Annotated in this window: 26 protein-coding genes; 18 read left to right on the top strand and 8 right to left on the bottom strand. The window is 49.6% G+C overall.

The features are described from left to right. The gene (locus LGT44_RS16985; RefSeq protein ID WP_230332099.1) at nucleotides 1–321 is read left to right on the top strand and encodes a DUF3240 family protein; all 321 of its coding nucleotides are present in this window, start codon (nucleotides 1–3) and stop codon (nucleotides 319–321) included. On the opposite strand, the gene LGT44_RS16980 is transcribed toward LGT44_RS16985, so the two are convergent. The 3 genes from LGT44_RS16980 to LGT44_RS16970 are packed head-to-tail and all read right to left on the bottom strand — an operon-like array spanning nucleotide 305 to nucleotide 3,890. Next, the gene (locus tag LGT44_RS16980) at nucleotides 305–1,648 is read right to left on the bottom strand and encodes a sensor histidine kinase (protein ID WP_230332098.1); all 1,344 of its coding nucleotides are present in this window, start codon (nucleotides 1,646–1,648) and stop codon (nucleotides 305–307) included. The two genes, LGT44_RS16985 and LGT44_RS16980, sit on opposite strands and share 17 nt — an antisense overlap. Continuing rightward, nucleotides 1,648–2,328 carry a response regulator transcription factor gene (locus tag LGT44_RS16975; protein WP_225692909.1) on the bottom strand — a complete coding sequence of 227 codons (681 nt, stop codon included), beginning with the start codon at nucleotides 2,326–2,328 and terminating at the stop codon, nucleotides 1,648–1,650. Before LGT44_RS16975 ends, LGT44_RS16980 begins: the two co-directional genes overlap by 1 nt. Before the next feature lie 56 nt (nucleotides 2,329–2,384). Beyond that, on the bottom strand, nucleotides 2,385–3,890 hold the full coding sequence (locus LGT44_RS16970; protein WP_230332097.1) for a mannose-1-phosphate guanylyltransferase/mannose-6-phosphate isomerase: 1,506 nt from the start codon (nucleotides 3,888–3,890) through the stop codon (nucleotides 2,385–2,387). A 135-nt stretch (nucleotides 3,891–4,025) separates the two neighbouring features. Between LGT44_RS16970 and LGT44_RS16965 the strand changes: the two genes are divergently transcribed. Next, nucleotides 4,026–4,694, top strand: coding sequence for a metallophosphoesterase (locus tag LGT44_RS16965; protein ID WP_230332096.1), 669 nt, complete (start codon nucleotides 4,026–4,028; stop codon nucleotides 4,692–4,694). Between the two features lie 55 nt (nucleotides 4,695–4,749). Here LGT44_RS16965 and LGT44_RS16960 read toward each other — a convergent pair whose 3' ends face one another. Continuing rightward, nucleotides 4,750–5,745, bottom strand: a complete 996-nt coding sequence (locus tag LGT44_RS16960) for an RluA family pseudouridine synthase (RefSeq protein ID WP_230332095.1) — start codon at nucleotides 5,743–5,745, stop codon at nucleotides 4,750–4,752. Between the two features lie 1,347 nt (nucleotides 5,746–7,092). Between LGT44_RS16960 and LGT44_RS16955 the strand changes: the two genes are divergently transcribed. From LGT44_RS16955 to LGT44_RS16925, 7 genes are all read left to right on the top strand, one after another. Then, nucleotides 7,093–7,548 (top strand): hypothetical protein, encoded by a 456-nt coding sequence (locus tag LGT44_RS16955; RefSeq protein WP_230330750.1) that lies wholly within the window; start codon nucleotides 7,093–7,095, stop codon nucleotides 7,546–7,548. 63 nt (nucleotides 7,549–7,611) lie between these two features. Next, nucleotides 7,612–8,223 carry an SLATT domain-containing protein gene (locus LGT44_RS16950; protein WP_230330751.1) on the top strand — a complete coding sequence of 204 codons (612 nt, stop codon included), beginning with the start codon at nucleotides 7,612–7,614 and terminating at the stop codon, nucleotides 8,221–8,223. Nucleotides 8,224–8,641: 418 nt separating this feature from the next. Continuing rightward, complete coding sequence (locus tag LGT44_RS16945) at nucleotides 8,642–9,181, top strand: hypothetical protein (RefSeq protein WP_230330752.1); 540 nt, start codon at nucleotides 8,642–8,644, stop codon at nucleotides 9,179–9,181. A 166-nt stretch (nucleotides 9,182–9,347) separates the two neighbouring features. Beyond that, a complete protein-coding gene (locus LGT44_RS16940; protein WP_230330753.1) occupies nucleotides 9,348–9,692 on the top strand; it encodes a hypothetical protein in 345 nt (114 codons plus the stop codon). Between the two features lie 126 nt (nucleotides 9,693–9,818). Further along, the gene (locus tag LGT44_RS16935; RefSeq protein WP_230330754.1) at nucleotides 9,819–10,583 is read left to right on the top strand and encodes an SDR family oxidoreductase; all 765 of its coding nucleotides are present in this window, start codon (nucleotides 9,819–9,821) and stop codon (nucleotides 10,581–10,583) included. A 219-nt stretch (nucleotides 10,584–10,802) separates the two neighbouring features. Beyond that, nucleotides 10,803–11,123: a DUF2834 domain-containing protein gene (locus LGT44_RS16930; RefSeq protein ID WP_230330755.1), complete on the top strand. Its 321-nt coding sequence runs from the start codon at nucleotides 10,803–10,805 to the stop codon at nucleotides 11,121–11,123. Nucleotides 11,124–11,220: 97 nt separating this feature from the next. After that, a complete protein-coding gene (locus LGT44_RS16925) occupies nucleotides 11,221–11,856 on the top strand; it encodes a LysE family translocator (RefSeq protein WP_230330756.1) in 636 nt (211 codons plus the stop codon). A 53-nt stretch (nucleotides 11,857–11,909) separates the two neighbouring features. Here LGT44_RS16925 and LGT44_RS16920 read toward each other — a convergent pair whose 3' ends face one another. After that, the gene (locus LGT44_RS16920) at nucleotides 11,910–12,377 is read right to left on the bottom strand and encodes a YqaA family protein (RefSeq protein ID WP_230330757.1); all 468 of its coding nucleotides are present in this window, start codon (nucleotides 12,375–12,377) and stop codon (nucleotides 11,910–11,912) included. A 252-nt stretch (nucleotides 12,378–12,629) separates the two neighbouring features. On the opposite strand from LGT44_RS16920, the gene LGT44_RS16915 reads away from it, so the two are divergent. From LGT44_RS16915 to LGT44_RS16890, 6 genes are all read left to right on the top strand, one after another. Then, nucleotides 12,630–13,010: a hypothetical protein gene (locus tag LGT44_RS16915; protein ID WP_230330758.1), complete on the top strand. Its 381-nt coding sequence runs from the start codon at nucleotides 12,630–12,632 to the stop codon at nucleotides 13,008–13,010. Nucleotides 13,011–13,118: 108 nt separating this feature from the next. Then, nucleotides 13,119–13,682, top strand: a complete 564-nt coding sequence (locus LGT44_RS16910; RefSeq protein ID WP_230330759.1) for a hypothetical protein — start codon at nucleotides 13,119–13,121, stop codon at nucleotides 13,680–13,682. Nucleotides 13,683–14,018: 336 nt separating this feature from the next. Beyond that, nucleotides 14,019–14,624: an SMI1/KNR4 family protein gene (locus tag LGT44_RS16905; protein ID WP_230332452.1), complete on the top strand. Its 606-nt coding sequence runs from the start codon at nucleotides 14,019–14,021 to the stop codon at nucleotides 14,622–14,624. Between the two features lie 46 nt (nucleotides 14,625–14,670). Then, nucleotides 14,671–15,123 (top strand): hypothetical protein, encoded by a 453-nt coding sequence (locus LGT44_RS16900; protein ID WP_230332451.1) that lies wholly within the window; start codon nucleotides 14,671–14,673, stop codon nucleotides 15,121–15,123. 42 nt (nucleotides 15,124–15,165) lie between these two features. Then, entirely contained in the window at nucleotides 15,166–15,537 is a 372-nt protein-coding gene (locus LGT44_RS16895) for a hypothetical protein (protein ID WP_230332450.1), read from the top strand. Between the two features lie 85 nt (nucleotides 15,538–15,622). Continuing rightward, complete coding sequence (locus LGT44_RS16890) at nucleotides 15,623–16,009, top strand: DUF5071 domain-containing protein (RefSeq protein WP_230332449.1); 387 nt, start codon at nucleotides 15,623–15,625, stop codon at nucleotides 16,007–16,009. 119 nt (nucleotides 16,010–16,128) lie between these two features. On the opposite strand, the gene LGT44_RS16885 is transcribed toward LGT44_RS16890, so the two are convergent. Then, nucleotides 16,129–16,857, bottom strand: a complete 729-nt coding sequence (locus tag LGT44_RS16885) for an SDR family oxidoreductase (protein ID WP_230332448.1) — start codon at nucleotides 16,855–16,857, stop codon at nucleotides 16,129–16,131. Between the two features lie 146 nt (nucleotides 16,858–17,003). Between LGT44_RS16885 and LGT44_RS16880 the strand changes: the two genes are divergently transcribed. Together LGT44_RS16880 and LGT44_RS16875 are read left to right on the top strand one after the other, a co-directional pair. Beyond that, nucleotides 17,004–17,882 carry a LysR family transcriptional regulator gene (locus LGT44_RS16880; RefSeq protein WP_230332447.1) on the top strand — a complete coding sequence of 293 codons (879 nt, stop codon included), beginning with the start codon at nucleotides 17,004–17,006 and terminating at the stop codon, nucleotides 17,880–17,882. Nucleotides 17,883–17,905: 23 nt separating this feature from the next. Beyond that, the gene (locus LGT44_RS16875) at nucleotides 17,906–18,661 is read left to right on the top strand and encodes a class I SAM-dependent methyltransferase (protein WP_230332446.1); all 756 of its coding nucleotides are present in this window, start codon (nucleotides 17,906–17,908) and stop codon (nucleotides 18,659–18,661) included. A gap of 71 nt (nucleotides 18,662–18,732) precedes the next feature. Here the strand turns inward: LGT44_RS16875 and LGT44_RS16870 are convergent, their stop codons facing one another. Next, nucleotides 18,733–19,149, bottom strand: coding sequence for a DoxX family protein (locus LGT44_RS16870; RefSeq protein WP_230332445.1), 417 nt, complete (start codon nucleotides 19,147–19,149; stop codon nucleotides 18,733–18,735). Continuing rightward, nucleotides 19,146–19,493: a rhodanese-like domain-containing protein gene (locus tag LGT44_RS16865; RefSeq protein WP_230332444.1), complete on the bottom strand. Its 348-nt coding sequence runs from the start codon at nucleotides 19,491–19,493 to the stop codon at nucleotides 19,146–19,148. The genes LGT44_RS16870 and LGT44_RS16865 overlap by 4 nt, the downstream gene beginning before the upstream one ends. Before the next feature lie 59 nt (nucleotides 19,494–19,552). On the opposite strand from LGT44_RS16865, the gene LGT44_RS16860 reads away from it, so the two are divergent. Continuing rightward, a complete protein-coding gene (locus tag LGT44_RS16860) occupies nucleotides 19,553–20,035 on the top strand; it encodes a MarR family winged helix-turn-helix transcriptional regulator (RefSeq protein WP_230332443.1) in 483 nt (160 codons plus the stop codon). Nucleotides 20,036–20,065: the final 30 nt, after the last annotated feature.

The following is a 20,065-nucleotide window of genomic DNA, read 5'->3' as shown; positions in this document are numbered from 1 at the left end:
ATGACTGATGTATTGCTGACCCTTTCTACCCGGCCACAGCAGGCAGAAGCGATTGCTGACTGGTTACTGGAACAGAACCTGCCCGGCTTTACCTCGTGGCAGGCTTTTGGTCACAGTAACCGCAACGAGCAGTTAAGCCTGAGTGAGCAGATTCAGGGAAAACAGAAACGCACAGTAATCAGCCTGCATCTGCCGCCGCAACGGGCAGATACTCTGCTGCAACAGCTGGCCGGAGCTTTCCCACAGTACGATATTCATTACTGGCTGCAGCCACTGCTGGCCTGCGGCGCATTAAACCCGTATGTCAGTACGGCAGAGTAACAGTTACCTGCAAACCTCCGCGGCCGTTATTTAACGGCCGGTTTTTTAACTGCAGCCTGCCCTGATACTGCGCCACGATATCGCTGACAATGGCCAGACCAAGACCATAGCCTTTAACCGATTCGTCCAGCCTTTCGCCCGGATTAATCAGTCCGGGAATTTTTTCTTCTGCAATTCCCGGCCCGTCATCGCTGATACAGACCAGCAGCTGCCCCTCAGCCACACGGATATCCACGTCGACAGCGGTCTGCGCCCATTTACAGGCGTTATCCAGTAAATTACCGAAGAGTTCGATGATATCTTCACGGTCGCCGGGATAACGGATTGCGGCTGCCATATGACACTGTAACTGAATATGCGGATAGAGCTTTTTCAGGGTCAGCAGCAACTGATCAAACATTTCATTCAGCTCAATTTTCGGTGCCCGGCTCATCAGCCCGGCGATACGCGCGCGCTTCATTTCGTTATCAATCTGTTGCCCCATGCGTTCGACCAGCTCCCGCGCCTCAGTCAGGTCCTGCTGTTCCGTATCGCCGTTCTGTTCCTGCATATTGCTCAGGCGGTTAGCCAGAATTGCCAGCGGGGTTTTTAATGAATGGGATAAATTGCCCGATGCCAGACGGGCACGGTTAAGCCGTTCACGGGTGCGCTCACCCAGCGCATTAATTTCATTTACCAGCCCGGTCAGCTCCTGCATATCCGGTGGTGGCAGCTGATCAATATCCTGCTGTGCCAGCTGTTTAAGCTGATTACTGATCTGACTGAAAGGCTTAAGCGTACGCATCAGCAAACGCCGCTGCCACAGGAATAGCCCCGTCAGCAGCAATGAGAATAAACCGGCAAGCCAGAAAAACGCATGCAGAAAAGCATTAATAATTGGCTGAAAATCCTCACCCACCTGCACATGCAGGTGGCGCTCACCCTGCTTCAGGGTCTGGCTCAGAACATATAAATACTGGCCCTGCTCAAACGGCTGCCAGTGCCATTGCGGCTCGCCTTCTTTCACATCGTGAATATGTTCATCGCGCAACCTGATGCCCTGCAGCGAAACCGACAGCAGTAAATCATCGTCACTGTTGATCTGAAAATAATGACCGGAAAAGGGCTGATTAAAGACCGGAGTTAAATGCTCATGCTCAATTTCGGGTACCGGGCCGGTCCAGCTCAGCTCATTCAGCAATAAATCACGGTCATGTTCGAGGCGGCTTTTAAAGTAATCCTGTGCGGCAATATTCAGTGCAATACCGGCGGCCAGCAACATAAACAACAGCACCAGCATCTGACCGCTGACCATATAGCGCAACAGACGCGCCGACAGAGACCACATCAGTTATCCCCCTGCTGTAATACATAACCCTGACCACGCAGGGTGCGGATACGCTGCTCGCCGATTTTACGCCGCAGACGGCGGATATAAACCTCCACCAGATTGTCATCTTTTTCTTCCTGCCAGCCATAGTGGCTGTCGAGCAACTGCTGTTTGGAAACCGGTTTTCCGGCTTTTTGCATTAACAGGCGCAGCATACTGAATTCGGTAGCGGTCAGCTCCTGCTCCTGCCGCTGTTCGTTCAGCATAACTTTTTGCCGCTCTTCATCCAGTGTCAGACCATAAACGGTTAAGCGTAACTGGCCATCCTGCTGCAGACGGCGGCGCATGGCTTCCAGGCGGGCCAGCAGTTCTTCTTTACGGAAGGGTTTACCCAGATAATCATCGGCACCGGCATTCAGGCCATCGACCCGCTCCTGCCAGCTGTTGCGCGCAGTCAGAATTAATACCGGCAATAAAATTCCGTGGGCGCGCCAGTGCTGCAAAACCTGTAACCCCGGCGCGCCCGGCAGACCAAGATCCAGCACGGCCAGATCAAAACGGCCGTTATGCACATCCGGATGGCTCATCGCCCAGTCGCCACGGTCAATGGCTTCAACCTGATAACCGGCCTGGGTTAAATAAAAAGCCACATCGCGGCTTAATTGCGGGTCATCTTCTACCAGTAAAACCTGTGTCATATGAGCGCCATCTGTTGCTGATACCTGCCTGCTGCTGTTTTTATCCACGGCCACGTTTATTTTCTGCCATAAGCGTCCTGCAGCCGTTCGATATCATCTTCAGCAAGATAATCTCCGGACTGCACTTCAATCATTTCCAGAAGAATATCGCCGTTATTTTCCAGCGAGTGAATATCGCCCAGCGCAATAAACGTAGATTCGTTAGCGTGCAGAACTTCGCTTGTGCGCACACCGGCGCACTCGCGGATAACCGTTGCTTCACCGCGCACCACTACCCAGTGCTCGGCGCGAAAACGGTGACGCTGCAGCGATAAACGCCCACCGGCTTTTACCCGCAGACGCTTGATTTTATAACCGTCGCCCGGATGCAGTACTTCATAACTGCCCCAGGGGCGATACACCAGCCGTGGTTCTGTTTTACCCGCGCTGGCGGCAGGTGCCAGTGAACCCACCTGTTGGGCCTGATCTTTATGCGCAATCAGCAGTGCATCGGCGGTATCCACTACTAATAAATCCTGCACACCCAATAACGCAATATCGCGTCCGCTGCTGCTGTGCAGATAATTATTGCGGCTGTGTTGAAAACGTCCGTGAGCGGCTGCGCTGTTGTGCACAACATTTCCCTGTGCATCGGCCTCGCCCAGTTCGCCCAGTTCGCTGAGAACCTGCCAGTTACCAATATCATTCCAGCCGCTGTTAACCAGTGGTGCCGCAACCACCGCCTGCGCAATCGCACTGAGCGGTTCAAGCAGAGCAATATCCACGGGTAAATGCGGGCATTGTTGCAAAGGCCTGATAGCCGGGCGGATAAAATCGAGATCCTGCTGCGCCTGTGCCATCGCTTCCTGCGTTGCAGCAAACAGCGCTGGCTGATATTCGCTCAGGCGCTGTAAAAAAGCCTGAACCTGCCAGAAAAAAATGCCGCTGTTCCATAACCAGCCTGCCTGTTGCCGGGTATTAGCCGCCAGCCATTGTGCAGCGGTGTCTGCATCGGGTTTTTCGCGGAATTCCACAACCTGCCCGCCCGCATCTTTACGTAAATAGCCAAACCCCGTTGCGGCATATTCAGGCTCAATACCAAAAATACCGGCGGCGCCCTGACTAACCTGTGCCTGCAACGACACAATCGCCTGCGCCAGTACCGCGTTATCGCTCAGCGTCTGATCAGCGGGCATCGCCAGCATCAGCGTCTGTTCACGATATTCCCTGGGCTGCTGTGAATTATGCGCCAGGTGCTGTGAATGGTGCGCCAGATGCTGCGCCGCCAGCGCCAGCGCCTGTGCGGTATTGCGCCCTTCATCTTCCAGCACAATCTGCGCACGGATATTCAGCGCCCGGCATTGTTCGGCGGCGAGAAAACGCTGCGCCTCATGGCAGACAATAATGGGCTCAACCGCTGGCTGGCCGAGCCGCTGTAACAGATCCAGCGCGCGCAGCAGGGTTTGCTGCAGCAGCGACCGTTCAGGATCGAGCAGCGGCAGAAACTGCTTGGGGCAATCACGGGTAGACAGCGGCCACAGGCGCGTGCCTGTACCACCGGCAAGAATGACAGGAATGATCATGGCGGAATCCGGGTCATCGTCTTTTGCATTCTGAAGCCGGCATTGTATGCTGCGCACCCGGTCTTTACGACCCGGAGAGCAGGAACGGCCTGTCGGCTCCTGCTATTCCTTTTATTATCGGTTCCGCTTTCTGTCATGCTGATTCAGCCACGCCTGCTTCGTTTAGGTAAAAATGCCAAAGGCCGCGACTTTGTTGTCGGCGACCTGCACGGTTGTGTGCCTGCGCTTCACGCCCAGCTGCAACGTATGGGGTTTGATAAAAATCACGACCGCCTGATCTGCACCGGCGATCTGGTCGACCGTGGGCCGCAATCACCCGAAGCACTGGCACTGCTTGATGAACCCTGGTTTTTTGCGGTCATCGGCAACCATGAGCAACTGCTGTACGAAGCCTTCCGCGAAGATAATGCCACCTCACGCGAGCTGATTTTACAGCACGGTGGTGACTGGATTCTGCAACATGACAAAAGCCTGTGGGACGACTGGTTCCGGCAGATAGAACAACTGCCGCTGGCGATTGAATTAATCAACCGCCACGATGAGCATGTCGCCGTTATTCATGCCGACTTTCCCCTCGCTGACTGGCAGGACTTCGACCAGCTGGATAATTATCTGGCTGAGCGTGCCATCTGGGCACGCGAGCCGTTTAAGCAGCAAACGGCTGGCGATATTGCCGGAATCGACTGGATTATTTACGGCCATAACGTAACCGAGCACGAGCTGCGTATCGGCAACCGTCTGTATATTGATTCCGGGGCGTTTTTACACCGCGATTTTATAATTAAAGATATTGATCAGCTCTGATCCGCTTAAGGCCAGAGCGTTTTTAACGAGAAGTGCGGTTTTAAAGAGAAGACCTTCAAAAAGAAGCGCCTTGCAGATAAGGCAACCAGGCCCTGGGATAGTCTTTATCATAAATCACCACCTCATCGCGGTGATCGCCCGTCGCGGTATTCAGCTGTAATTCAAAGGCATGCAGTAAATGATGCTCAGCTCCAAGCTGGGCATAATCGTCTGCGCTTAAATCCTGCTGAAGACGTTTTAAATAAAAGCGGCCATTATAGCTGTAGATTTTATCGCCAATAATCGGATAACCCAGATAGGCCAACTGGGCACGGATCTGATGCTTACGCCCGCTCAGCAGTTCACATTCAATCAGGCTGTAGCCATTAAAGGTTTTTAATACACGGAACCGGGTGGTTGCCAGCTTCGGGCTTTTGACTGTATCGGCTTCATCTTCTGCCACCACATGCATCTGCGAGCGGATAGCACTGTCGGTTTTTTCTGCCAGAAAGGTCTGGCACTCATAATGCTGCCAATCCCTCCCTTCCCATTTAGGAGTGCCCCAAACCAGCGCGTGGTAAACCTTGCGCTCAATTAAGCGCTCCAGTTTTTTCTTCCACTTTTTATCGGCATGGGCATAGTTGGCGAGCAGAATAATACCCGAGGTTTCGGCATCCAGGCGGTGCAATAAATGCGCGTCTTTATGCACTGTAGCCCGGCGGAACAGGCTGATCAGGGTATTAAATAAATTACGCGTAGTACGCGATACCGGCAGGGGTGCCGGTTTATGCACGGCCGTTAATTCCTGATTTTGCCAGAGTATTTTCCAGCCAGTATCAACCGCCTCTTCCTGATGATCGGGCAACAACAGGCTGATGTTATCGCCTGGCTGTAATTCAATATCGCCGTACTCAGCCACGCCATTAACACGCACAGCCCCCAGCGCCTGAGCTGCCGCCACCTGCTCCTCTGACCAGTGGTGATAGGCCAGCAGCACCGAGGCACGCAGGCTGATCGCCTGAGACTCGTGCCAGCACAGCTCAAAGCCTTTGTCGGGGGCGGTTTTACTCACCGGTGTGTCCTCGTTAATACAGGGGGTGATTAAAGCATGAAATGGCTAACCGACGCAGCGGACTGAGTAGCCGCTGCGTGGACTGAGTAGCCGCTGCGCGGGCTGGCTTTTTGGGCTGCCGCCCGGCCCGTTGACCTCTCGCTCCCACGCTCTGCGTGGTAGTGCCTGCTGCTTTGCTGGTTCTGGAAACGACTCGCTCCCACGCTCTGCGTGGTAGTGTGCTGGAGGTGGTTGTGTTCTGAGTTGTAGCCGCAGCGCGGACTGGCTTTTGGGCTGCCGCCCGGCCCTATGACCTATTTGAGGGGTCTTACCCCTCACGCCGGTCGGGCGCTTACTCCTGACCGCCATGGATGGCGGAAATGCAGATTGTGCAGGAGCACACAATCGGCCCGCTTCGCGCTTTGTGGCCCGTAACCCCTTACTCACTCGGTTTTTCTGACCACGCGCCCGTGCGACATCCCTGTCGCTGCGCGCTCGCCGGGCATCCATGCCCGGCAGATCAGAAAAATCATCGTTCGCTGCGGCGGCCCACTTGCGCATAAAAACCATAACGCCAAGCCAAACTTCAAAGCTGGCGGAGTTTTTTTTGAAAAGCCGCGTTGCGTCTGAATAAACGCGGCATTTGTGCGGTGCCAGTCAACCAGGCAGGCAATCCGGTGGAAAGCACAGTACGGCCCGGAGCCCATTCATTTAAATTATCAAACGGTATAAGGCTCCGGGCGAATTGCTGTGCGGGCCGGATTGGCCACGCAGTTGACTGAATAGCACCGGACAGCCGCCAGAGAGGATCGGAAGGAGATACCTCTCCTTGCACGGGGCGCAGGGGCTTGCCCCGCATTGGCTCAGAGGCGACTACAAAAGCCAGACCGCGTAGCGGCTAAAGCACCACCACTGTCGCCCTTTGCCACTTGTAACCATTTTTATCAATTATTGAACCCATCCCAGAACTTCAGTACTCTTCAGACCAGCAGGGAAGCCGTATCCGCACGATATAACAACACCAGAACTCAGACCGTCAGGTCGGTTTATCTGACTCAGCACCGATACCCTCCCCGCCCGAAATCCGAAAGCTTTACCCACGCGATTCCTGACCTGCGCTTATAAGGACGGGCGGCAGCGTGTCTGAAAGCAGTACAACTGCAGTCTGTGACCGGAAAGGTGTAAAGATCGCTTCAGGATAAAGGCACGCATGCGCGTTTTTCTGGAAGGGATTTCTGAATTTTGAGAGATTTCTCAGCTTGGTCAATGAGTTAAGTGGAGTTTCTCGAAAGAGTCACCCGGAATAAATGCGCACGCACACTAATATACTGTTAATTTGACAACCACTGTGCAAGGAGCCAAAGAGATATGACTAAGAAAGACCCCAGTAGTAATAAATTTGGAGCAGCCTTCACTATAAGAATACTGAGTAAGATTTCTTTCTCGACATCTTCTTTGGTCTTTTCGGTATTACTTTTTCTTTTCCACATTTTTATGTACCTCAAATGTAATAATGCAAATTGGATTGGCGCGTTTGGAGCACTATTAACCGTTCTATCAGTGCTCGCTGCTTTTCGTTACTCTGCCTTTCCTCAATTCCTAGAGGATATGAAACCTCCAGTCCGTCCCGCTCCGAATGGAGTCTGGTACGACCACGGAACAGGTGGTATGGCTAACGTCTCAAACGAGAAAGAAGCTAGAGTTAAAAACCCTGAACACTTCAGAAAGGTGAATGAGAAATATAAACCTGTAGCCTGTGCCAGTATTTTGGCAATAATAGGTACTTTGATATGGGCTTATGCTTTTCTACTACCGTCAAATTAACAAGGCCAGCCAGAAGGACGCTACGCGCCTCTACTGGTGGCGTTACGATTTTAGGAGAAATTATTGAATATCGAAGGTAGCTTTAAGAATCTGTATAAAAAAATGGATGCCACTTCTAAGACTCGATTTTATGCATCCAGACGATTAAAACTTCATGCCAAGGCCTCAACATACACAGTGGTCTTTATTTCACTGGCGCTAATCTTCGTCTCTCTACTCCAAGCATATGATCTTGGGGTAAATATTCACTCAAAATATACCAGCCTAGTCCAGGTTTTTGCAGCCATAGCTGTTCTCGTATACTCGCTATTGATCGATAAGAATGAATATGCAGCACTTTCTGAAAAAATGTATAGCTGTGCTTCAAAGCTGGGGGAGCTTAAGCAAAGAATGCATCCTTACAAAGAGTCAGGCGATGCCACCGAAGAAAAATACAATGAGTTTCAAAAAGAATATTGGAGTGTTTTAGAGCTTTATGAAACGCATTCCAGCAACGATTTTAGCGCAGACAATCTTAGGGCACGATTAGATATGCCTGAAGACTATGGAATAACTGGCAGGAAAAAAATTGAGACAATATTAGATATTTATAGAATGCATGTATTAAACTTTATTTCTTATCCATTAGCTATTATTCCACTGTTATGGTCAATTAAATGGCTTTGGTTAGGTTAATCATAAAAAGTGCATATTGGCCGCCCCTGCGGAGCTGGGACCTCCGTTCGACTGCGCTTCACTACGGCCCAAAATGCGGGCGTTATAAGGCAAAAGATAGATTGATGCTGGCGTCGAGAAACATATTTACCACCTTTCTTGGTATATCACTGCTGGTAGGGTGTGGCGATGGTTACGAAACACCAACTATTAGAACCGCAGAGATGGAAGCCCAGGCCAGGAGTAGCGTTGTTTCATATCTTGCGAAGCAGGGTTTAACGTATGATGAACTTTCTTCCTTTAAATCTTCTGTACAGCCGATGCCTGGATTCAGCTATTTGTATACTGGCAATAATCATTGCATAGAAATAATAGTTCTGTGCTATGACCAAAACTGTAGTGAGGTTCGATCGTATCCATATGATAGGCATGGAGAGAAATGTCCTCTATAACAAAGGCCTATAGACCTTGGCCCGCTACGCTCGCGTTTGTTGTGGACGTTAGAGCTCTGGATACAAAAATATCAGATCACTATATTTGCTTTATTCCTGCTGAACCTGATTTTATTCCCGGCAAGGAGTCTCAGGCAGCCGCTGCTGCACTGATTCAAAAAGCATGGAATCTGAAAAAATCTGAGATCACGCCCGAAACCGATATACACATTGCTTTCAGGGACTGTGGCGAAAACTTTGAGTCTATCCATTGTCCGCACTGCAGTGCTGAAATGGAGATTGGGCATTGGCAAGCCCTTATGGATCAAAGCTACTCAGATGAGAATGGGTTCACGATCAGCACAATACAAACTCCCTGCTGCGGAAAATCCACCACGCTGAACGATCTTTGTTATAAGTGGCCTATGGGTTTTAGTCGGTTCGTTCTGCGTACTGTCGACCCCGGATATGAGATTTCCGATCACCTGCTTATCGAGCTGGAATCCGCTATAGGCTCCAAATTGCGCGTTATTCATCAGATGTACTGAGTGCACAGAAAGAGTATCTATATAGCCTCAACAGCTCGACGATTTTTTTGTTTTACGCCCAAGTAAGACTTTGCGTTTTATATCTGACACCTGCTTTAAACCGTTCGCGACATCACAGGGTCGGTCTCTCCCTTTAACCAGCGTTATAAATTTTCATGAGTAAAATATGAATACAGTCACGTGTTACCGTCCTCTCGGAGAAAAGGAGTTAGAGCTGGTAAAAGAGAGTGGTTTTAAAAAATGGCCACCCAGATTACCAGAGCAGCCTATATTCTATCCTGTTACAAGTGAGGAATATGCTGTCGAATTGACCCAGTGGAATATTACAGACTTCGGTAAAGGATACGTTTCGAAATTCGAAGTAAAGAAGGATTTCATGGATAAATATCCCATTAAGACTGTTGGCGCTAAGCGCCACACAGAATGGTGGGTACCTGCTGAAGAACTGGAAGAGCTGAATGACAATATCGTTGGTGAAATATTAATAATCGGTGAGTATGGCAATTCATAACAATAAGCCGTTAAATTCACTGAAATCTTGGCGGTACGATATACAGCAAGATTCGGGTCGAGCATCAGAGAAAGAGCCTTTAGAGTATTTATAGCATTTCGCTATCAAATATCTTAAGAGATCGGTATGAATATTTTACAAGACAAAGTTGCACTGGTTACTGGTGCCAGCTCTGGAATTGGCCGGGCTACGGCAAAGCTGTTTGCTAAAGAAGGGGCAAAGGTTATCGTTGCCGCCAGACGACAAAAAGAGCTTGATACGCTTGTCGCTGAAATTATAAAAGAAGGCGGAAGTGCCAAGGCATTAGCAGGTGATGTACAAGATGAATCCTATGCTAAAGCATTGGTGGATCTTGCCATTAAAGAATATGGTGGTCTTGATATTGCTTTTAATAATGCAGGAACGCTGGGTGCTTCTGGCGCAACATCTGAGATTACGCTGGAAGGGTGGAATGATACTATCAACACAAATTTAACCAGTGCTTTTCTGGGTGCAAAGTATCAACTGCCAGCAATGGTAAATACAGGTGGCGGTTCCATTATATTCACTTCTTCTTTTGTGGGTTATACGATTGGTCTGCCTCAAATGTCAGCTTACTCTGCAAGCAAGGCTAGGATTATTGGCTTAACGAAGGCATTAGCATCTGAATATGGATCAGAAGGAATCAGGGTTAATGCTTTATTGCCCGGAGGCACTGATACGCCAATGGGCCGTGAATCGTCAAACACGCCAGAAGCTATAGAATTTGTAAAAAGCATACACGCATTAAAGCGTTTAGCCTCACCAGAAGAAATTGCAAAATCTGCATTATACCTTGCATCTGATGCATCCAGCTTTACAACGGGTACAGCCTTGCTAGCCGATGGTGGCGTTTCTGTTTGTAAAACATAGTTTAATTGCGGCTATAAAAATAAAGGCATGGACGCGAAAATCCGCGTCCATGCTTTAAGCGCCAGATAAATTTGAGCCTGTGCAGTCGTGACTGACAAGACTGAAACCCTACTCTGCAAGCTACCACTGTTTATAATCAATTTTCATAAAATCAGCCACCTGCTGCGCAGTTGAATCCGGCGTCAAGACTTACTAATGAATATTTACAAGGATAATTAAATGCTGGGGTTTTATCTGGTGCTTACATTGTTAGGAATTTTACTTCCCTACGGAGCGTTTATTCCCTGGTTGCTGGCTAATGGTTTAGACATTACCCTCTTATTTAGTGAAGCGGCGGCTAATCCTATCAGTCTGTTTGCCTGGCTTGATGTTTTGGTAGCGGCTGTTGCGTTATCAGGCTTTATCGTTGCAGACGGTCAGAAGCATCAGGTGCAATATCGGTATTTCGCTGTGTTGGGAACTTTGTCAGTTGGAGTCTCATTTGGTCTTCCGCTGTATCTTTACTTTAAAGAAAAGCAGTCTCTAAAGCCAAAGCCCTGACAAACACATGCTGCCTGGCTAGTATCCACGCCGTTTCAGCAGAAAGAGTAGTGCCTGTTCAAAAGGCTGTAATATCAACAAAAACCGGGAGATAGATATGTTATCTTTATTGAATATAGGTCTGGCGTTCTTTGTAATTGCGGTATCACCCGGGCCTGCAAATATATCGAATGCAACAATTGCAATGAGTCTGGGAAGAAAGATCAGTTTAATCTATGTCGCAGGGCTGTCGGTTGGTCTGGTATTCTGGGGGTTGGTTGCTGCAAGCGGCTTTGGGGTGATTCTGCAAAGCTCTGTTTATTTATTGATGACACTTAAAGTTTTTGGCGGGTTATACCTTTTATGGCTGGCTTTTTTGTCTGCTAAAGCCGCTGTTAGCCCGGATAGCCAATCAGTTCAGGCAGAAAGCAGCTCAACGTCGTATGCCGGCTGGTTTGTCAAAGGGGTCGTGCTTAATATTTCTAATCCCAAAACGGTCGTCGCGTGGATGGCAGCTCTTTCTGTCGGACTTGGGTCAAACGACAGTACGGCTTTTCTGATGTCAGGTGTGCTTGTTTGTATAGGCGTTGGTTTTGCTACCAACGCGCTGTACTCCGTAATCTTCTCTTTTAATGGCGTGATGGCGTGGTATCAGCATGCCAGTCGTTGGATTAACGGCGCGGTTTCTGGTCTGTTCGCAGTGGCCGGTGCCGGGCTGATTCGTTCAGCGTTCAGCCGGGAGAGCGCATCATAAAAGGGGTTAACCTTTTTCAGAGCGTTAAGTTTTCTCCGCTTTAGCAATCCTCCTCACCCCACCATATAATCAAACCCCGCTACTAACACCGCGTAGCGGGCGGCCTTACCGATGGCGACCAGCAGTAAAAATAATGGGAAGTTAGCACGCAATACGCCTGCAACCAGCGTCAGTAAATCACCCACTGCTGGCAGCCAGGCCAACAGCATGCTCCAGATACCGTAGCGACCAAACCAGCGTTCGGCCTGTTGCCAGCGGCTGATATTCGATTGCGATTGTTGCCTGGCTATAACCCGGTCGGCTGCATAGTAGCCAATGGCATAGTTCAGCACGCTGCCGAGGGTATTACCGGTACTGGCGACCAGCCACAATGCCAGCGGGTCCAGTTGCTGGCTGAGCAATACCAGCAGCAACCACTCAGAGCCAAGCGGTAGCAGACTGGCAGCCAGTAAGGCGAGAATAAATAAACCACCGTAGCTGTACAGCCAGGGCCATTCACTGAGTATCATCCAATCGGGCATAGGGGCTTTTGAGGGCTTAATAAAAACCGGATTAAAGCATGAACGGCCGGGGCTATACATGCTATTCAACAGTAACCCAATAAGCAGCAGCCAGACCAGCAGCGATCTGGCTCTATGCAACCGGTCCGGCGCCATCTGATCCAGCAGAAATCGGGCCGACAGAGACCAAACCAGTATGAACAGGGCATTGCAGAATAAACGCTCAGCCTTTTATGCTGACGGTCAATTAATACAACTCAAAGTGAACCAGCAATGAAAAGTACTGTAAGCATAGGAAAAATTGAAGACGTAGACATTCCCACAGACCTGCCTTATGCCGGTGCGCTGAAGCAACTGGTAAAAGATGCCACCGGAACCGGCGTTACTGTTAATATTGATTCTTTCTATACCAACGAACCGATAGAGCTTCACAACTTCGTTGACACCATCACTTATCGCTTTGTTAACGATGGCGATGGCGATGAAGAGTTTCTGGCTTATTGTGTCTGTTCCAGACCGGTGGAAATTTACCGCGAAGTAACGTTTGATGGCACGATCTGTGTTTCCAATGCAACAGACATCGAAGTATCAAATACAGCCATCAGTACAGAGAAAATTTCTGTCAGAATGAAAAAGTTTCTCAGCATCGGTTAGCACAATCTTTTATGATCCTGAAGACTAAAATCATCAGACACATGCCGTACAATTAAAAACCAATAATTGACCGTGTTTACCGATAATTAATTACAATCTGGATGTAACATGAATACAGACTATTTGCTTAACATCATTACTGCTCCGGTAGCGGATGACTACTTTCCTGAACAATTTATCGAAGAATGCAATAATTTAAAAAACATTAACTATTTTAAATACTCAATACCAGAGAGCGAGTCATTACTTCGGTTCAAACACGTTATTCCTAAGCAATGGCACCGCTGGTTTGAAACTTACATCCAATTGAATAAGGACGGTCAGTTTCCATCCCTTTGGCCCTTTACCCAGGAAGCCATTGCTTTTGATTTCAGACAACAGCTGGATGACTTCAACAGCGATACAGAACTCTTCGCTCTGGGATCAGACCCTTCAGGCGATTGGTTTGTCATGACCCAGAACAGTGGCTCAATGGTTTACCTATGCGACCAGTATGCCCACAATCTGCATGATGGCTGGAAAGATCCAAACCACTTACTGGCATGGGCATGCCGCTCGGCGTTAGCCGATGAAAACAATCTGACAAAAGAAGCCGTTCTTAATTACTGGACGACCAGAAATGAGAAGGCGGACCAGGCAACCATCGAACGTATCGCCGACAATCTGAATTAAGCACAGAGAAATATCACCGGAACAGATAACGCCCTGTTCCCACCATTAGGGCCTGTCGACACTAATTGAATAGGTCCTGCTGAGAGCTAGTTTTTCTCAGAACAAGGAGAGAGGAGTGATATTAGCGGGCTAAATGAATGACGAACGACGAAGTTAATGAGAAAAACTGGCCTCAGCCCGAAGGGTTATGGCTAAACATCCCTCATCCTGCGTTGCTGTTCGTTCGCTTAACCCGTTAGGCCACACTCTCAGCGCCTTGTTTGAGATATCTTTAGCCAATAACAGGCCTGTTTAATTAGTGTCGACAGGCCCTAAGACACTGACAGAGAATATTGTATGCAAGAGCAATGGGAAAAGATTACAGCCATCTTCAATTCGCGCGGCGGTTTTAATCTGCTTGAGTTAAACAACGGCGCAACAGCCGAAGAGATCGCCCAGCTTGAACAGCATACCGGGCTTGAATTGCCGCAGGCGTTCAGAAACTTTCTGTCTGTACACAATGGCCAGGAGCCGGGGAATGGCCGTGGTTTCTTCTTTGGTATCCGCTTGTTGTCGGTAAAGGAAATTATGCGCCAGTGGGATACCTGGGTCGCGCTTGAGAATGACGGCCTGAATGAAGATCTGGCCGATTCTATGGAGTCTTCTCCGGAGGGGGTTATCAAACCCCTCTACCTGAACAGAAAATGGCTGCCGATTACCCATGACCATGGTGGTAATCATATTGGTATCGATTTTGACCCTGATGTTAAAGGCAAGATGCATCAGATCATTTCATTCGGGCGTGATGAAGATACCAAGAAACTGAAGGCCGATTCGTTTGAAGAATTTATCGGTAAATTTATCGGCCATCTCGAAAGCGTCGACTGGGAATTAAACGCCGAGCGCTGGGATATTAAAGACAAAGAATACGACATGCATTTCCACGACTGGAATGCGTTCTGAGATGAGTGCCTGGCTGCCAGTAACCGGAGATAGTAAGCAGATGACTATGAAAAATTATCTGAGCTGTTTCGTGCTGTTATTGATCAGCGGCTATGCCAGCGCTGACAGATCGTTAAACCAGGCACAGATTGAAGCCATAAGCCCATATTTACTCAGTGCCGTTGCAGAAACGCCCTACTCAGCTGTTATCAGGCACACAGATGCAAAGGTAATAGAGGGCACGGATGGCAGCCAGCATATTTATTATGCCAAGGTTGTCGACACCATTCGCGGGGAGCACAGGGAGCGCATTCATTATGTAATGTCGGCAGAGCCTGACGAGGCGGTCAGCCTGGACGATGCAGAGGTTCTGATAACGCTTTGCATAAATAACGACGGCTATTACTGGCCGGGAACAGGCGCACAGTTCCCGGCAGATAAGCAGCTGATTCAACGGGCGAAAAACCACGTATTGAGTGCCAGCACCAATCAATCCCATTTTTCTCAGTGTGACGATTGAGTTGGCCTCCTGCGTCTGGTTGAAACCACATGATGGCAGAATATGAAAGTCCTGCGGAATATAGCCTCAATTGTTGTTATCGTCAGCCAATTAACCGGCTGTGTGGGTCTGGATATCGTCCATAGCCAGAAAACTTACTCGGGTGATCCGGCAAAGACAGAGGGTGCAACAAAGACCACCTATTATCGCAGTGAATATAAATGGGTTGGCCTATACCTGTCCTTTATCATTCCCATACCCCTGATTATTCCATACGGTAAAGAGTCACAAACCCTGTGGATTAAAAATCAGGAGCTGATTTATCAGGAAGATATAAAAACGACCACAACGGGTTATGGCTGCTCCATCTGGATGGAGTGCGGTGAGTTAATGACCTGGGGGAGTGTTTTGCTGGAGCCCGAGTCGTACCATTAATACCTGCTCCAGGCTTAAGCCTTATTTTATTCGGAATAATCGGAGCCTTATTATCAGGGCCTGACCTCAGAGTATCGATAACACAATGATCAGACTTGTACCCAAAGACAAATTTGACGATGAAGCCTGTGCCAATCTGCAGGCCGCCTCCGACGAAGATCTGCTTCCTTATATTGCTGATCTGCTTGAATGTCTGCAGGACCTTAACTGGCCTATCGCCGGGCCGGTTGCTGAGCGCTTATCGTTACTGGGCAACGAGCTGGTACAGCCGGTATCAGATATTCTGAACAGCGACGACGAGATGTGGAAATACTGGATCATTTCCCATTTTCTGTATCTGGTAAGTGATGAGGTATTTCAGGCACTGCGTTTTAAACTGAACAGTATCCGCCGGCATCCAACCGCCAGCGAAACCGCAGAAGAAGTCCAGAGTGCTGCCTGTGAACTTTTAATTTCGCGGCGTAACGCCTGACGAAACTTTATTCCTGCGGTAAAGCCATACTCCGGTGCAATTTAGGGCCTGTTAACACTAATTAAACAGGCCCCAGAAACCTGCGCCGGATAGTGCACTGATTCGTCGGACGTAACCTTTTACAGTAAATAACCACCATCAACTTCCAGCACCGCACTGCGCATCGCCAGCGACTGATCAGAGAGCAGAAACTCGATTGCACCAATCTGATCCTGCGCCGTCATCACCCGTCCCAGCACTGTATCCTTCATCGATTCAAACAGAGCATCCTGTTGCTCCGCATTCATCCCCGCCTTGCCCTGAATGGCCGTTGCAGTTACACCCGGGCGAACCGAATTAATACGGATACCCAAATCTGAAAATTCCAGATTAGCCACCCGCGCAATGGCTTCAAAAGCCGCTTTGCTGGCAGCATATACCGCCGCTTGCGGGAAGGCTTTGGTCACCACAATGCTGGATACAAACACCACACTGGAAGGGTTTTTCAGCAGCGGTTGTAACTGCTGAAGGGTAATAAAAGGGCCTTTGGTATTAATGGCGATGGTCTGGTCAAAGTCTTCTTCGCTGCTGGTTGCAATAGCCTGCGGATAAAACACACCGGCATTCAGCACTAAACCATCCAGTTGAATATTGTCTTTTTGCAGGGCTGCGGTCAGTTGTTTCAGCGCCGCGCCGTCAGCACTGTCAGCAACAAAACCGCTGCAGCCAATCGCAGCAGTTACCTGATTTACTTTGTGCTGATCACGCCCGGTAATAATCACATGATTGCCGTCGGCTGCCAGTTTCTCTGCCAGCGCCAGGCCGATGCCTGCGGTGCCACCCGTAATCAGAATTGTTTTACCATTCATATCCGTTCTCCTCGTTGTTTGTTGTACGGCAGATTAGCAACTTGTCAGGTCACCCATAAGGCATCAATATACGTACTTACTGGTTCTTATCTGGCAACAAAGTACTTTCTGCAGGCCCTCTCCGGCCATTGTTCATCAGAGGTTTTATGTCTTATCTCAATCTGCCACTGCTGCATGTTTTTCATCTGGTTGCGGAACTTGGCAGCTTTCAGGCGGCGGCCAGCGAGCTGAACCTGCCGCGCTCGTCGGTCAGTAAGAAGATTCGTCAGCTTGAGGAGTTTGTCGGCCAGCCGTTATTACAGCGCTCAACCCGGCAGCTGCAGTTAACCGATGTCGGCCGTAATTTATTGCTGGGAACCGGTGAGCTGAACAAGGTACTGAGCAATCTGAGTGGCCTGCTGGATGATATGCAGACCTCTCCGAAAGGCCGGGTAAAAATCAGTGCCAGTGTACTGATGGGTCAGGCCCGGCTGGTGCCAGTACTGAAGAAACTTCGCGGACAATTTCCCGATATTGAACTGGAATTAAATCTCGATGACCGCAATGTAGATTTGCTGGCAGAAAACGTGGACATTGCCATCCGTATTGGCCAGCTGCCCGATTCTTCTTTAATTGCGCGCAAAATTGGCGAAAAACACTGGGGCTGGTTTGCCTCGCCACAGTATCTGGCCGAACGCGGTCAGCCGGACACTCCTGCCGATCTCGCCCGGCACGATTGTCTGGTGTTCGGCTCCCTGAACTTCTGGCCTTTCCGCAACCGCGCGGGGCAGACGGAGAATATCGAAGTCAGCCCCGCCATAAAAACCAATAACAGCCGTGCTCTGGTGGATATGGCCAGCGCCGGGCTGGGCATTATTATGCTCGATCCGGAATTTATCAGAGCGGAGCGGGAAAGCGGCCGTTTAGTACCGGTACTCAGCGACTGGCAGCACCCGGAAAACAGTCCGATTAATCTGGTGTGTGTCGGTGAACGGACCAAAGCCGCCCAGGCGGTATGGCAGTTTTTGCTGGATGAATTGCAATAACAATCAGGGCCTGTCGTTAAATTATGGAAAATGCATACGGAAAACTGGCTGCCTGGGTTTATCACCTGGACAAACCCATCGGTCATTCATTTGGTGATCTGGAGTATTACCGTGAGCGTCTCGCAGGCTGCACGGGGGCGATACTGGAGCCCGCCACCGGCAATGGCCGCATATTAGTTCCTTTGCTGGAATCCGGTCTGGATATAGAAGGTTTTGATGCTTCAGAAGAGATGCTGCATTACTGCCGTCAGGAATGTCTGCAGCGGAACCTTAACCCCAGACTTACACGCCAGAAATTTCAGGATTTTACCGGCCCACGGCGCTATGAAGCCATTATTATGCCTGCCGGATCTTTCCAGTTGATTACCAACACGGCATCGGCACTGGCACTGCTGCAGCGCTGTTATGATAACCTCCTGCCCGGCGGACGTTTGATTCTGGATACAGATAACAGCAAAGAGATTATCCAGAGCAAGGGCGCTCTGCGCAGCTGGAAAGTGTCTGATAACGAACGGCTGACACTCTCCAGCTCAGATCCTGACATTAATTATGTGCAGCAAACAACGCTCACCTACCTGCGCTATGAGCACTGGCAAGATGGGCTGTTAACCCACAGCGAACTTGATCTGTTTTGCCTGCGTTGGTGGGGAATATATGAACTGACATTCGCTCTGCGGGCAGCCGGTTTTACCGACGTTATCGTATCCGGCGGCTATCAGCATGGCAGAGCAGCCGGTAACGACGATGCAATTATCAGCTTTGAAGCACGACGGCCATAATTCAGATTCTGAAACGAAAGCGCAGAAGCCTCTTTGAGACTTCTGCGCTGGCTTATTTTCTTCCCGGAGATTCAGCGCTTCAGCAAAAAATTACGCGGGCTTAAAGCGTAGTGACCATCACCGAGCAGGATATGCACAACGGATGCAACCAGCAGAAACAACGGATATTCCCAGCCTCCTCCGGCACTGGTATGTACCCAGCCATTACCGGCATGGGTCCAGGTTGCGACCAGTAATACCGGCACTAACACGGCTGATGCATAGCGGCCATAAAAGCCGGTTAAAATCATCAATCCGCCGCACAGCTCAAGCAGAAATACCGGCCATGCCATAAATGCCGGCATTCCCTGGCTGGACAGCCAGGCAGCAAAGCCCGGAATGGTAAACACATACCATTTCAGTAACGCGTGAGAAATCCACATACTGCCCAATGCCAGCCGCAATAAAGTGGCACCAGAGCTACCGAAGCGTTCATCAATAAAATTCATACTTCGGCTCCTGTGTTGGCCAGTTCCAGCGGATAACCAGCCTCTTCCCAACCCTGCTTTCCTTCGACAAATTCCCGCACATTAACGTAACCCATTTGCGCGAGAATCTGTGCCGCCATTTTTGAGTTCTGACAGCTACTGCTGGCGCAGTACACAACAATCAGCGCCTCTTTATCCGGCAGCTGTTCAGCGGCGCGTGCTCTGATTTCGTCATGGGGAATATTCAGCGCACCGGGTAAATGTCCCGCTGCAAAGTAGCGTTCGGGCAAAGCTTCAACCAGTGTCATAGGTATTCCCTGGTCGAGGTTTTGTTTTATCTGTTCAGGCTTAATGGTGTTGTTCATATGCTTTCTCCTTTGCACCTAGTTGCAATTGCAACTAAAACAACATTAAGCACAACTGGTTGCAATTGCAACAACTTGCTTCTAATATTCTCGCCATGAACAAAACACCATCACCACAAGCGATTCAGGCCTGGATACAGCTGCATCGTACCCAGCGTCAGTTACTGAGCACCGTAGAGACTGCGCTGAAGAGCCAGGACCTGCCCGCTCTGGACTGGTACGACGTTCTTCTGGAGCTGCATAAAGCCAAAGGCGATGGCCTGCGCCAGTTTGAAATTGGCGAAAAAATACTGCTGAACAAGCATAATCTGTCACGACTGATCGACCGGCTGGAAAAGAACCTGCTGGTAGAACGTCATCAGTGTTCAGAAGACGGGCGTGGCAACCGTATTAAAATCACGAGCGAAGGCAGCTGCATGGTGAAGGCGATGTGGCCGGTATACAGCCAGGCTATTCAGCAGAATTTTGCCGCTAAGCTGACGGAAGAAGAAGCGCAGACACTGTCAGAACTGCTGGCAAAAGTACTGCCCGCAGCACAATAAACAGCCGGCTGCTAATACAAGGATCAGAGA

The sequence above is a fragment of the Thalassolituus alkanivorans genome (assembly GCF_020447205.1).
GTDB classification, from domain to species: domain Bacteria; phylum Pseudomonadota; class Gammaproteobacteria; order Pseudomonadales; family Oceanobacteraceae; genus Venatoribacter; species Venatoribacter alkanivorans.
Note: the sequence above shows the minus strand (reverse complement) of the source record. Positions and strands in the feature narration are given on the sequence as shown.

Excerpts from the sequence above, each read along its gene's own strand:
- LGT44_RS16865 (WP_230332444.1), bottom strand. The coding sequence starts at position 19,493 with ATGAACAACACCATTAAGCCTGAACAGATAAAACAAAACCTCGACCAG.
- LGT44_RS16930 (WP_230330755.1), top strand. The coding sequence starts at position 10,803 with ATGCTGGGGTTTTATCTGGTGCTTACATTGTTAGGAATTTTACTTCCC.
- LGT44_RS16935 (WP_230330754.1), top strand. The coding sequence starts at position 9,819 with ATGAATATTTTACAAGACAAAGTTGCACTGGTTACTGGTGCCAGCTCT.
- LGT44_RS16895 (WP_230332450.1), top strand. The coding sequence starts at position 15,166 with ATGAAAGTCCTGCGGAATATAGCCTCAATTGTTGTTATCGTCAGCCAA.
- LGT44_RS16925 (WP_230330756.1), top strand. The coding sequence starts at position 11,221 with ATGTTATCTTTATTGAATATAGGTCTGGCGTTCTTTGTAATTGCGGTA.
- LGT44_RS16890 (WP_230332449.1), top strand. The coding sequence starts at position 15,623 with ATGATCAGACTTGTACCCAAAGACAAATTTGACGATGAAGCCTGTGCC.
- LGT44_RS16905 (WP_230332452.1), top strand. The coding sequence starts at position 14,019 with ATGCAAGAGCAATGGGAAAAGATTACAGCCATCTTCAATTCGCGCGGC.
- LGT44_RS16980 (WP_230332098.1), bottom strand. The coding sequence starts at position 1,648 with ATGTGGTCTCTGTCGGCGCGTCTGTTGCGCTATATGGTCAGCGGTCAG.
- LGT44_RS16920 (WP_230330757.1), bottom strand. The coding sequence starts at position 12,377 with ATGCCCGATTGGATGATACTCAGTGAATGGCCCTGGCTGTACAGCTAC.
- LGT44_RS16955 (WP_230330750.1), top strand. The coding sequence starts at position 7,093 with ATGACTAAGAAAGACCCCAGTAGTAATAAATTTGGAGCAGCCTTCACT.
- LGT44_RS16945 (WP_230330752.1), top strand. The coding sequence starts at position 8,642 with ATGTCCTCTATAACAAAGGCCTATAGACCTTGGCCCGCTACGCTCGCG.
- LGT44_RS16965 (WP_230332096.1), top strand. The coding sequence starts at position 4,026 with ATGCTGATTCAGCCACGCCTGCTTCGTTTAGGTAAAAATGCCAAAGGC.
- LGT44_RS16915 (WP_230330758.1), top strand. The coding sequence starts at position 12,630 with ATGAAAAGTACTGTAAGCATAGGAAAAATTGAAGACGTAGACATTCCC.
- LGT44_RS16975 (WP_225692909.1), bottom strand. The coding sequence starts at position 2,328 with ATGACACAGGTTTTACTGGTAGAAGATGACCCGCAATTAAGCCGCGAT.
- LGT44_RS16875 (WP_230332446.1), top strand. The coding sequence starts at position 17,906 with ATGGAAAATGCATACGGAAAACTGGCTGCCTGGGTTTATCACCTGGAC.
- LGT44_RS16940 (WP_230330753.1), top strand. The coding sequence starts at position 9,348 with ATGAATACAGTCACGTGTTACCGTCCTCTCGGAGAAAAGGAGTTAGAG.
- LGT44_RS16970 (WP_230332097.1), bottom strand. The coding sequence starts at position 3,890 with ATGATCATTCCTGTCATTCTTGCCGGTGGTACAGGCACGCGCCTGTGG.
- LGT44_RS16880 (WP_230332447.1), top strand. The coding sequence starts at position 17,004 with ATGTCTTATCTCAATCTGCCACTGCTGCATGTTTTTCATCTGGTTGCG.
- LGT44_RS16910 (WP_230330759.1), top strand. The coding sequence starts at position 13,119 with ATGAATACAGACTATTTGCTTAACATCATTACTGCTCCGGTAGCGGAT.
- LGT44_RS16900 (WP_230332451.1), top strand. The coding sequence starts at position 14,671 with ATGAAAAATTATCTGAGCTGTTTCGTGCTGTTATTGATCAGCGGCTAT.
- LGT44_RS16885 (WP_230332448.1), bottom strand. The coding sequence starts at position 16,857 with ATGAATGGTAAAACAATTCTGATTACGGGTGGCACCGCAGGCATCGGC.
- LGT44_RS16870 (WP_230332445.1), bottom strand. The coding sequence starts at position 19,149 with ATGAATTTTATTGATGAACGCTTCGGTAGCTCTGGTGCCACTTTATTG.
- LGT44_RS16985 (WP_230332099.1), top strand. The coding sequence starts at position 1 with ATGACTGATGTATTGCTGACCCTTTCTACCCGGCCACAGCAGGCAGAA.